Genomic DNA, 11,064 nt, shown 5'->3' with positions numbered 1-11,064 from the left:
GCAGTAAAAGAAGCATTATTTACACCATTAGCACTTGAAAACGTTGAAAAATTCAACAAAGGTGAAAAACCAACAAACATCATCAACATGTATGCATTACAAATGTGGGGTGAATTCGGTGGTTCAGGTGTTACTATCGGTTTAGTAATCGCAATCATGATTTTTGGTAAACGTGAAGATAACAAAGCAATCGCTACATTATCATTAGTTCCAGGTTTATTCAACATCAATGAAACAGTTACATTCGGTGTACCAATGGTATTAAACCCAATCTTAGGTATTCCATTCGTAGTTGCTCCATTAATCACAATCATTATTGGTTATGTATTAACAGTTATCGGATTCTGTCCAGTTGCATGTTTAACAGTACCTTGGACAACTCCACCAATCGTATTTGGTTTCTTAGCATGTGGTGCTAACGTAATGGGTGCAGTAACTCAAGCAATCTTAATTGTTGTTTCAACAGTTATTTACACACCATTCTTAATCTCTTACGAAAAATATCAAAACAAACAAGCTGCAGAAGCTTAATATTGATAAATTAAATAAGATAATGAATAAGGGCGGGATTCCCCGTCCCTTATTTTTTAAAAAAATATTTAATGAATATGAGTTGACTTTATTAAAGAAAATTGATATTTATTAAATATTGAAAGTATAGAATTAAAGAGGGGTTTTTATGGAATCAAAAAAAGTCGAATCAAATGCGGAATTAACTCCATTTGAAAAAGAATTTAAAGTTCAATTAAATTTACCTGCTGCATACTTTAGTGTATTTTATGTAATCTATGTGGTGTATATGATTGTTTCAGGTAATTTTAGTGATTTACCTGCAATTATTGTATTAGGGGTTGTTGCTATTGGATATTTATTTGGATATAGACCTTATAAATATGTTGTAAAAAGAAGAACTTTAGAAATTCATAGAAGAATTGGAAAAACAAAAGAAATAAACTTAATGAACTGTGAAACAATTACTGATCCAATCGCTAAAATGACAAAGATCATTACAAATGCACATTCATATGAAATTTATATGGACGATGGAACTCGTCAAACAGTTGCTCCAAAAGATCAAATGGGATTTGTGGATGCTGTTGTTCATTCAAATAAGAGAATTCACTGTCAAGTTGAAGAATATAACCAAACTCATCGTAAATGGGAAAAGAAAAGAAGAAAAGAAGAAAAGAAAGCTAAAAGAACTGCTGCTCAATAGTATGCAGCTCTTTTTTTGTATAAAATAAATAAAAAATTATCAAAATGATAAAAACTTTGTAATAGTTGTTGACAACCTATATTTTCGTTTGTATAATGACATCATATAAATGATAATTTATATACTAAATAAGGGGGATACAAAGATGGAATTTAACAAGTTAGTTGAAGATTATGGATGCCTAGCTTTTACTGATGATGTTATGAAGGAAAGAATTCCTAAATCAACATATAAAGCATTCCATGAATCGCTTGATAAAGGCGAAGAATTATCAAAAGAATGTGCAACTGTTATTGCGAATGCAATGAAAATTTGGGCAGTTGAACATGGAGCTACACATTTTACTCACTGGTTTACACCAATGACAGGATTAACTGCTGAAAAGCATGATGCTTTCTTAGAACCAGATGGGTCAAAAGCTGTTCTAGAATTTAGTGGGAAAACATTAAGAAAAGGAGAACCTGATGCTTCTTCATTTCCATCAGGTGGTTTAAGAGCTACTTTCGAAGCCAGAGGATATACAGCATGGGATTGTACATCACCTGCATTCGTTAAAGATGGAACATTATATATTCCAACGTTATTCTGTTCATATACAGGGGAAGCATTAGATAAGAAAACACCTTTACTTAGATCATGTGATGCTTTAAGTAAAGCAGCTTGTCGTTTGTTACCTTTAATCGGGGTTGAAGGGGTAACTAAAGTTTCTGCTTCAGTAGGGGCTGAACAAGAATATTTCTTAGTTGATGATAAATATTATCAAGAACGTATGGATTTAAAATTAACTGGTAGAACTTTATTTGGAGCTATGGCACCAAAAGGACAAGAATTAGAAGATCATTACTTCGGTTCTTTAAAACGTAAAGTTGCGGCTTTCATGAAAGATTTAGATGCTGAATTATGGAAATATGGTATTCCATCTAAAACAAAACATAATGAAGTTGCACCAGCACAACATGAAGTTGCTTGTGTTTATGCAAAAGTAAATATTACTACAGATAACAACCATTTATTAATGCAAATTGCTCAAGATATCGCTAAAAAACATGGTTTACGTTGTTTATTACATGAAAAACCATTTGCTGGAGTTAATGGTTCTGGTAAACATGATAACTGGTCAGTAATTACTAATACAGGAATCAACTTATTTAATCCAGGAAAAAATCCTGAAGAAAATAAACCATTCTTAGCTGCATTAGCTTGTACAATTAAAGCTGTTGATGAATATGCTGAAATCTTACGTATGTCAATTGCTTCTGCTGGAAACGATCATCGTTTAGGAGCAAACGAAGCACCACCAGCAATCATTTCTATGTTCTTAGGTGAAGAATTAGATAAAGTTGTAGAAGATATTTGTACTGGTAAAAAATCTGATCATGAAGAACTTGGACGTTTTGATACAGGCGTTTCTGTTGTTCCAACATTCTCTAAAGACAATACAGATCGTAACAGAACTTCACCATTTGCCTTTACAGGTAACAAATTTGAATTCCGTGCTGTAGGTTCTGCACAATCTGTAGCTGGTCCAAATACAATTTTAAATTCAATGTTAGCTGAAGAAATGACACAAATGGCTGATGCTATTGAAGGTGGAAAATCATTTGAAGAAGTTGTTAAAGAATTTATTTCTGAACATAAGAGAATTATCTTCAATGGTGATGGATATTCAGCTGAATGGGAAGAAGAAGCAAAAAGACGTGGACTTCCTAACCACAAAAACACTGTTGATGCTTTAAAATGCTTAAAAGATGCAAAATATATTGATATGTTAGATCGTCAAGGTGTTTATACAAAAGTAGAAATCGCTTCACGTTATGAAATCTTATTAGATAACTATATTAAAACAATTCAAGTTGAAGCTTTAACTGCAGTTAAAATGGTTAAAACACAAATTTATCCAGCAGCTTGTGATTATTTAGCTAAAGTATCGTCAGAAGTTGTTGCTGCAAAAGAAGCAGGTATTCCAGCAGCATTCTTAACTGAAGATGCAACAAAACTTGCAACGTTATTACAAGAAACTAAAGATAAATTAACGACATTAGAAAATAATATCGCAAAAGCACAAGCAAGCGAAGAAGAAATCTTCGAAGTAGCTACTATGTGGAGAGATGATGTTTTCGGAATGATGCAATCATTAAGAGAAACAGTGGATACAATTGAAGAATTAGTTGATGATTCTTATTGGCCAATTCCAACTTATGTAGACTTATTATTTGGTATTTAGTATATATTAAAAATCGGTTCTATGAACCGATTTTTTTGTCCTTTCTTTTAAGTATAAAATAAATGATTAAAAGCATGATCAATGCCCCTGTTGAATCAATACACACATCTCTTATTTGCCCAGCTCTGCCAGAAATAAAGAGTTGGTGAAATTCATCACTACAGGCATATAAAGCAGTAAATATAAATGATTTTATCAATGGATTTTGTTTATGTATAAAAGTTTTATAAAGTAAGAATGCAAGAATGGCATATTCTGTCATATGTGCACATTTTCTTACAATGAAGGAAAGGGTATCTCTTGTAATTGGAAGTATGTGAATAATGATATCCACAATAAAATTACTTTGTTTAGAAGAATCATTTCCAGGAGTTTGTGACATCACAAAGATAAAAATCATCCAAAGTATCGTAAGTATTAAATATTTATTTTTTTTCATACGTGCATTATAACAAATAATAATTATAAAATAAATGTTTACAATTGTATACAATTTGGTATAATGAGAGCGTATATCGGATGATAATGGCGAAAGAGATTCTATAAGAACACCGAAGAATTAAAGATTTCAGGTAAAAGGATCGCTATTGGACGAACCATTGGAGAGATTCATTCAATTGAACACCGAAGGAGCAAACCCGTTAGGGTGAAACTCTCAGGTAAAAGGACAGTGGCTAAATAGTATTTTTTCATTATTAATTCCGACTAATTTATTAGGAGGAGTTTTTTTATGCAATTACTAACACAAATATTAAAACAAATTAATGATTATGTATGGGGATTACCACTTATTTGTCTATTATTAGGGACAGGTATTTACTTTACCTTCAAATTAAGATTGATCCAGCTTACAAAATTAAAATTAGCTTTTAAATGCATCTTTAAAAAACAAGAAGGAGATGGAGACGTCAGTAGCTTTCAAGCTTTATGTACTGCACTTTCTTCAACGATAGGGACAGGAAATATTGTCGGTGTCGCTACTGCAATTGCGGCAGGAGGACCCGGTGCTTTATTTTGGATGTGGATTTCAGCCTTTTTTGGGATGGCTACTAAATATGCTGAAGGGTTACTTGCAATTCGTTATCGTCAAAAAGATGAAAATGGTGAGATTGCAGGAGGACCAATGTATTATTTAGAAAAAGGTCTACATAGTCCTTTGCTTGCAAAAATTTTTGCTTTCTTTGGTGTATCTGTAGCGTTACTTGGAATTGGAACATTTACGCAAGTAAAATCAATTTCTGATGGACTTTCAATGTCACTTAATGTTCCACGTTACATAACAGCAATTCTTCTAACAATTGCAGTTGCTTTTATTACTATTGGAGGAATCAAAAGAATTGCTTCCGTGGCAGAAAAAGTTATTCCACTAATGTGTGTGTTATACATTGGAGGGGTCGTTTTAATACTTGTGTCACATATTACCGTATTGCCAAGTGCCATTGCTTTAATTATTAAATCAGCTTTTACACCTCAAGCAGTTTTTGGTGGAGGAACTGGAATTACGATGGTTATTGCGATGCAAAAGGGAATTAGTCGAGGTATCTTCTCGAATGAAAGTGGACTTGGAAGTGCTCCAATTGCGGCCGCTGCCGCTAAAACAGACTCTTGTGTTGAACAAGGACTTGTTTCCATGACAGGAACATTTATTGATACGATTGTGATTTGTACTATGACAGGTCTTGCTATCGTGTTGACACAATCTTATACAACAGGATTAGATGGTGCAGCGATGACAACACATGCATTTTCAGTGGGACTATTTATTCCATTAATTGGTAAATATATTGTCAATATTGGTCTTGTATTCTTTGCCTTTACAACAATTATTGGATGGAATTATTATGGAGAAAGATGTATGTATTATCTTAAAGGTTTAAAAGCAGTAAAGATTTATAAAATTGTTTTTATTATATTTATTGCAATTGGACCATTTATGTCTTTAGAATTTATCTTTGTCTTAGCGGATATTGTCAATGGGTGTATGGCAATTCCTAACTTAATTGGATTAATTGGTTTAAGAAAAGAAATTGTTGCAGAAACAGAAAAATATTTTGAATATGAACAACCTGTAGAATTGGTTACAAATATAGAAGGATAGCGAGAGCTATCCTTCTATAAGTTGAAGAATATTTTTTAAAATCTTATTGGTAGAATCTTCATGATAGTATAAAGATATTGGAGAGAGAATATCTAAATCTTGATATTGAAGATATTTAGAATATTGATTTGATTCGATAAAATCATGTAAAATGGCATATCCTTCTTTTAAACATACTTTTAAAAGTGTTTGTTCTATTTCGTACTGTTCCATAGATTCTTGACGAACATCATAAATAAGTTTTAAAGAATCAAGTGAACAAGCTTGATGATAATACTTTCTTAAATGAGATATTTGTAACAAAAGATGTGAATAATCTTTAACCTCTGGATATTCAAAAGTAATAATGGCATCTAATTGTCTTTCTTTAAATAATGTTAAAAGTTCTTTTCTTGAATACGCTTTATAATGAAGATCAATGTGTGGGAAATGGTCTTTTATTTTTTGTAATAACTTTAAAAGAAGTTCGTCATCTAAAGATTTAATAAAACCAATAAAAATACTTCCTTGATTACCTTTTTGATATTCTTCGATAATTTGATAACTTAAAGCAACATTATCTAAGATTTTTCTGGCATAAGGCAAATAAAGATTGCCTTCGTTTGTTAGTTCTACAGACTTCTTACTTCTTATAAATAAAGGAATTCCTAAATCTTTTTCTAAACACTGGATTTGTTTAGTAATAGCTGTTTGACTAATATAGAAATTTTGCGCAGTTTTAGTGAAATTCAATGTTTGACTTAAATCAACAAAATATTCAAGTTGTTTAATATTCATAATATCATCTCATAACTTATAGTTATTATAATATGAAATAATAATATTGGAAAGTTATTAACAAATTCAATAAAATAGCTTTGAAAAGAGGAATGCTATGAAAAGATATGTTTATTATTTATTAGGAATGAATATTTTAGTATTGGGAATTACATGTAATACGTTATCGAATTTAGGGGTTGGTGCTTTTAGTACCCTTCCTTTTGCGATAAGTTCTTTAAGTGCTTTGACCTTTGGACAGGCAAACATTATTTTCTACTTGCTCTTTGTATTTCTTCAAATCATTATTGAAAGAAAAATAAGTGTAAAATTTGTTTTAGAAATACCATTTTCTTTTATCTTTGGTTTTCTGGTTGATTTCTATCAATATTTAATATCATCTATGGATCTAAATATTTATACACAAATTATTGTTTTATTATTTGGAAATACTTGTTGTGCAATAGGTGTTTATTTCATGCTTAAAGGAGATTTAATCATGACACCAGTAGATGGTTTGGTATTAAGTATTTCAGAAGTATCCCATAAACCTTATTCTATCTGTAAGAATTGTTTTGATATTTCAATGATTTTATCAACTGTTGTTGTTTGTTTTGTTTGTCGTAGTCCAATTTATGGTATCGGGGTAGGAACTGTTTTTTCAGCGTTTTATATTGGACGTGTGATTCTTTTTTGTGAAAACTTCAAATTAAATACATATAAAAAAATCGAGTCTTGATGACTCGATTTTCATTAATCAGTTAAATCTTCACCGTTAGATGAGATAACTTTTTTATACCAATAGAATGAATCTTTTCTATAACGATCTAATGTTTTTAAATCAAATTCATCTCGATCTACATAAATAAATCCATAACGTTTAACCATACCTTCATGAGTAGAAATTAAATCAATTGCTGACCATGGGCAATATCCCATCATTTCTGCACCATCAGTAATCGCTAATTGAATTTGTTCAATATGTTTTCTTAGATATTCAATTCTGTATTGATCATGAACTTTTCCATCTTCAGTTAAAGTATCATAAGCACCTAAACCATTTTCAGTAACGATCATAGGTAAACGATATCTTGAATACATTTCACGAATTGTTGCTCTAAATCCCATAGGATCGATTTCCCAACCAAATTCAGTAGTTGGTAAGTTAGGGTTTTTATATCCTCTATAAACACCAGCTTCACCACGGGCAGTTTGTTGATCTGCACCTGGATCTAATTTTTCAGTTCCATCACTAGCTTCTACAGTAGCAGTATTATAATAGTTGAAACCGATGAAATCAGGATGACCGTTCTTTAATGCTTCTGCGTCACCTTCACCAAATTCAGGACATGCATCATTTTCTTCTAAATAAGCCCATACTAAGTTGTTATAAACACCATAAACAGCCATATCTAAATATAACCAGTTTCTAATAGCATTGTAGTTTTGTGCAGCTAAAACATCTTCTGGTTTACAGCTTGCTGGGTAAACTAATGAGATATTTGGAGCTGGTCCAATTTTAGCACCTGGTAACATTTCATGACATAAAGCCATCGCTTTTGCTTGTGCTACTAACATATGGTGGTTTTGTTGGTAAGTTTCTTTTAAAACATTTGTACATCCTTCAGGAATCATTAATGTTCCAATAACTGGTCCAACTAAAGTTAACATGTTTTGTTCATTGATTGTTAACCAATATTTAACACGATCACCAAAGTTTTCAAACATAACTTTTGCGAAGTTTAAGAACCAATCGATTGAGTCTCTGTTTCCCCATGATCCACGTTCATCTAATGCTGCAGGCATATCGAAATGGAACATAGTTACTAATGGTTCGATTCCATATTTTAAACATTCATCGATCACATTGTTATAGTATTCAATCCCTTTAGGGTTGATAGCTCCTGTTCCTTCAGGAATAATTCTTGACCAAGAAATTGAGAAACGATAAGTTTTGAATCCCATTTCTGCCATTAAAGCGATATCTTCTTTATATCTGTGATATTGATCTGCACAGACTTTTAAATCAGAAGTTCCTTCTGGTACAACTTTAACATCTTGACATGATGGACCTTTTCCATCTTCTAAACTTGCACCTTCTACTTGATAAGCACTTGTACTTGCCCCCCAAAGGAAATCTTTAGGAAATGGTTTTAAAGTTTTGTGTAACATATTTTAAATATCCTCCTTAAATTCAAGGCTATTATACATAAATAATATTAAAATATTGATTTTTTTTATATTATGAAAAAAATGGGACAGTTAGGCTTGTAACTGTTCCCATTTTTCCATGATTTCCATTAATTCCATTTCTTTTTCTTCAATAGAATCTGTAATTTCATTATATTTTTTATAATTATTCATAACTTCTTCACTTGTGAGTTCTTCTTTTAAAGAATTAATTTCTTTTTCTAAAGAATCAATCGTTCTTTCAAGTTTTTTAATTTCATTCTTAGTTTTTTTATCAATGATCTGTCTTTGTTTAGCTTCTGTAACAATCTTTTGAGTTGTTTCTACAACAGGTGTTTTTTGATTTAAATAATCATCATAATTACCATTATAAGAAAGACATTGATCTTTTTGTACTTCGATTACACGAGTCGCAATTTTATTAATAAAATAACGATCATGACTAATAAATAAAATTGTTCCTTCAAAACTTCTTAAAGCTTCTTCTAAAACTTCTTTGGAAGAAATATCTAAGTGGTTGGTTGGTTCATCTAGAATTAAGAAGTTAGCTTGTTTTAATAAAACTTCGGTTAAAACAACACGTCCTCTTTCTCCACCTGAAAGCATTGCAATATCTTTAAAGACATCATCGCCTCTAAAGTTAAACATAGCAAGAGTACTTCTAATTTCTTGATTGGTCATACGTGGATAACAATCACTGATTTCATCAAAAATCGTTTTATTATAATTTAAAGATTCATGTTCTTGATCGTAGTAGGCCATTTCTACGTGACTACCAAAACGAATTTTACCGTGTTCAATTGGCAATTGACCTACAAGAGCTTTAAATAAAGTGGTTTTACCAACCCCGTTTTCACCAACAATCGCAACGCGTTCTCCTTTTTTGATATCAAGATTACAGTGTTCAAAAACAATTTGATCATAACGCATTGATAAATCATTAACTTTTAAAACATCGTAACCTGATTCAATAGCTGGTGTAAATTGAACAGTGATGGCACTTGGTAAATTTTCTGGTCGATCAATACGTTCAATCTTTGCAAGTTGTTTTTCTTTCGATTCTGCACGTTTAATACTTTTTTCACGATTGAATGATTTTAATGTATCAATACTTTCTTGTATTTTTTTTATTTCTTTTTGTTGATTGATATAGTGTTTTAAATCAATCGCACGTTGTGTTCTTTTTTGAATAGAATATTCTTCATAACGACAATTATAACTATGACTTTTTCCATTTTCTATTTCAATGATCTTATTAGAAACAACATCAATAAAATAACGGTCATGGCTAACCACAATCAAAGCATTTTTATATCCTTTTAAATAGTTTTCTAAAAAGGAAATTGCTTGACTATCTAAATGGTTGGTTGGTTCATCTAAAACCAAAAGTTTAGGTTCTTCTAATAAAAGCTTGGCAAGACAAAGTCTGGTTTTTTGACCTCCAGATAATTCATGGACATATTTTTGAAAGTCTTCTTCCACAAAACCCATTCCTTTTAAAACACCAACAATACGACTTGGATAACTAAAGCCATCTTTTTCATTAAATCTTTGAGTCAATGAATCATATTCATTCATGACTTGTTCACTATGATCATAAGACATCATACTTTCTAATTCACGCATACGATTTTCTATTTGAATAAGTGGATCAAAGACTTCTAAAGCACATTCATAAATGGTTTTATTCATATCTAAATCATGATGCTGTTTTAAATAGCCGATATTTAAATCACGGCTTTTAAATAAATCACCACTATCATAACTTTCTTCACCAATTAAGATATTTAAGATAGTTGTTTTACCAGCCCCATTGACACCAATAATCGCAATTTTATCATGGTCATCTACTTTAAAACTAATATCTGTTAATAAATCAATTCCTTGAAATGATTTCTTTATATTTGAACATTCTATAAGCATTTTTCATCACCTCGACTATTCTATCAATAAAATAAGTTGTTTACAAATATTCTTTGTATAAATCTTGATAAGTAGAATCTACTTCTAATAAAGCATTCATGCTTAGATAAAAAGCTTCATCAAAACAAGGTGAATCTTTTTTAATACACCATAAAGCTTCATGTCCTGTAAAGGCATGCGCTAAAGCTTGATATAAAATCTCTGGATTCGATAAATTATGAATTTCTTTTTGTTCTTGGGCTTTTTTTATAATGATGATACAAAGTTTTGTAAGATTATCACGCATATCAAAGCTATGACGATTTTCTTTTAAATTCGCAATAAACATTTGACTAAATAAATCATAACCATATTTTTTAGTATCTTTAATTAATGTAGAAAAGACAATAAGTAGTTGTTGATAGTGACTATCACTATCAACTAGTCTATACGTGTCTTTTACAAGATGATCGATGGTTGAATCATAAAGATCTAAAATAAGCTCTTCTTTATTATTGACGTATTTATATAAAGTTGGTTTGGTGATATGTAATTCGTTACAAATATCTTGAATTGTGACATTGTTATATCCTTTATCTAAAAAAAGCTGAACAGCTGTTTGTGATATTTCTTCTTTTGTTATTTTCATAAAATTCTCCTTAGAAATAATATACCATA

The 11,064-nt window shown here is 30.8% G+C and carries 10 protein-coding genes and 2 riboswitches; of the genes, 5 read left to right on the top strand and 5 right to left on the bottom strand.

Annotation, left to right across the window (positions count from 1 at the left end):
* The 3 genes from OCV55_RS12620 to OCV55_RS12610 all read left to right on the top strand — a co-directional run.
* Positions 1 to 531: PTS transporter subunit EIIC (locus OCV55_RS12620; RefSeq protein ID WP_147580796.1), on the top strand; the 531-nt coding region annotated here is incomplete at its 5' end.
* Between the two features lie 148 nt (positions 532 to 679).
* On the top strand, positions 680 to 1,216 hold the full coding sequence (locus OCV55_RS12615) for a hypothetical protein (RefSeq protein ID WP_052010801.1): 537 nt from the start codon (positions 680 to 682) through the stop codon (positions 1,214 to 1,216).
* Between the two features lie 145 nt (positions 1,217 to 1,361).
* Positions 1,362 to 3,440 carry a glutamine synthetase III family protein gene (locus OCV55_RS12610; protein ID WP_147580795.1) on the top strand — a complete coding sequence of 693 codons (2,079 nt, stop codon included), beginning with the start codon at positions 1,362 to 1,364 and terminating at the stop codon, positions 3,438 to 3,440.
* A gap of 19 nt (positions 3,441 to 3,459) precedes the next feature.
* On the opposite strand, the gene OCV55_RS12605 is transcribed toward OCV55_RS12610, so the two are convergent.
* The gene (locus tag OCV55_RS12605; RefSeq protein WP_119362584.1) at positions 3,460 to 3,879 is read right to left on the bottom strand and encodes a VanZ family protein; all 420 of its coding nucleotides are present in this window, start codon (positions 3,877 to 3,879) and stop codon (positions 3,460 to 3,462) included.
* Positions 3,880 to 3,959: 80 nt separating this feature from the next.
* Positions 3,960 to 4,034: riboswitch (glycine riboswitch) on the top strand.
* Positions 4,035 to 4,121, top strand: a riboswitch (glycine riboswitch).
* Between the two features lie 49 nt (positions 4,122 to 4,170).
* Between OCV55_RS12605 and OCV55_RS12600 the strand changes: the two genes are divergently transcribed.
* Entirely contained in the window at positions 4,171 to 5,538 is a 1,368-nt protein-coding gene (locus OCV55_RS12600) for an alanine/glycine:cation symporter family protein (protein WP_147580794.1), read from the top strand.
* 6 nt (positions 5,539 to 5,544) lie between these two features.
* Here OCV55_RS12600 and OCV55_RS12595 read toward each other — a convergent pair whose 3' ends face one another.
* On the bottom strand, positions 5,545 to 6,315 hold the full coding sequence (locus OCV55_RS12595; protein WP_147580793.1) for a LysR family transcriptional regulator: 771 nt from the start codon (positions 6,313 to 6,315) through the stop codon (positions 5,545 to 5,547).
* Positions 6,316 to 6,412: 97 nt separating this feature from the next.
* Here OCV55_RS12595 and OCV55_RS12590 point away from each other — a divergent pair, with 97 nt between their 5' ends.
* On the top strand, positions 6,413 to 7,033 hold the full coding sequence (locus OCV55_RS12590; RefSeq protein WP_147580792.1) for a YczE/YyaS/YitT family protein: 621 nt from the start codon (positions 6,413 to 6,415) through the stop codon (positions 7,031 to 7,033).
* 14 nt (positions 7,034 to 7,047) lie between these two features.
* Here OCV55_RS12590 and OCV55_RS12585 read toward each other — a convergent pair whose 3' ends face one another.
* From OCV55_RS12585 to OCV55_RS12575, 3 genes are all read right to left on the bottom strand, one after another.
* Positions 7,048 to 8,466: a glycoside hydrolase family 1 protein gene (locus OCV55_RS12585; protein WP_147580791.1), complete on the bottom strand. Its 1,419-nt coding sequence runs from the start codon at positions 8,464 to 8,466 to the stop codon at positions 7,048 to 7,050.
* A 90-nt stretch (positions 8,467 to 8,556) separates the two neighbouring features.
* Positions 8,557 to 10,407: an ABC-F family ATP-binding cassette domain-containing protein gene (locus tag OCV55_RS12580; protein ID WP_147580790.1), complete on the bottom strand. Its 1,851-nt coding sequence runs from the start codon at positions 10,405 to 10,407 to the stop codon at positions 8,557 to 8,559.
* Between the two features lie 40 nt (positions 10,408 to 10,447).
* Complete coding sequence (locus OCV55_RS12575; RefSeq protein WP_147580789.1) at positions 10,448 to 11,035, bottom strand: TetR/AcrR family transcriptional regulator; 588 nt, start codon at positions 11,033 to 11,035, stop codon at positions 10,448 to 10,450.
* Between the last annotated feature and the right edge of the window lie 29 nt (positions 11,036 to 11,064).

This window comes from [Clostridium] ammoniilyticum (genome assembly GCF_025566905.1).
Lineage (GTDB): Bacteria > Bacillota_I > Bacilli_A > Erysipelotrichales > Coprobacillaceae > Faecalibacillus > Faecalibacillus intestinalis.
The sequence above is the reverse complement of the archived record's forward strand: the minus strand, read 5'-3'. Positions and strand labels throughout refer to the sequence as shown.

What these genes read in the sequence shown, in the direction of transcription:
- OCV55_RS12615 (WP_052010801.1), top strand. Translation starts at nt 680, where the DNA reads ATGGAATCAAAAAAAGTCGAATCAAATGCGGAATTAACTCCATTTGAA.
- OCV55_RS12610 (WP_147580795.1), top strand. Translation starts at nt 1,362, where the DNA reads ATGGAATTTAACAAGTTAGTTGAAGATTATGGATGCCTAGCTTTTACT.
- OCV55_RS12605 (WP_119362584.1), bottom strand. Translation starts at nt 3,879, where the DNA reads ATGAAAAAAAATAAATATTTAATACTTACGATACTTTGGATGATTTTT.
- OCV55_RS12600 (WP_147580794.1), top strand. Translation starts at nt 4,171, where the DNA reads ATGCAATTACTAACACAAATATTAAAACAAATTAATGATTATGTATGG.
- OCV55_RS12595 (WP_147580793.1), bottom strand. Translation starts at nt 6,315, where the DNA reads ATGAATATTAAACAACTTGAATATTTTGTTGATTTAAGTCAAACATTG.
- OCV55_RS12590 (WP_147580792.1), top strand. Translation starts at nt 6,413, where the DNA reads ATGAAAAGATATGTTTATTATTTATTAGGAATGAATATTTTAGTATTG.
- OCV55_RS12585 (WP_147580791.1), bottom strand. Translation starts at nt 8,466, where the DNA reads ATGTTACACAAAACTTTAAAACCATTTCCTAAAGATTTCCTTTGGGGG.
- OCV55_RS12580 (WP_147580790.1), bottom strand. Translation starts at nt 10,407, where the DNA reads ATGCTTATAGAATGTTCAAATATAAAGAAATCATTTCAAGGAATTGAT.
- OCV55_RS12575 (WP_147580789.1), bottom strand. Translation starts at nt 11,035, where the DNA reads ATGAAAATAACAAAAGAAGAAATATCACAAACAGCTGTTCAGCTTTTT.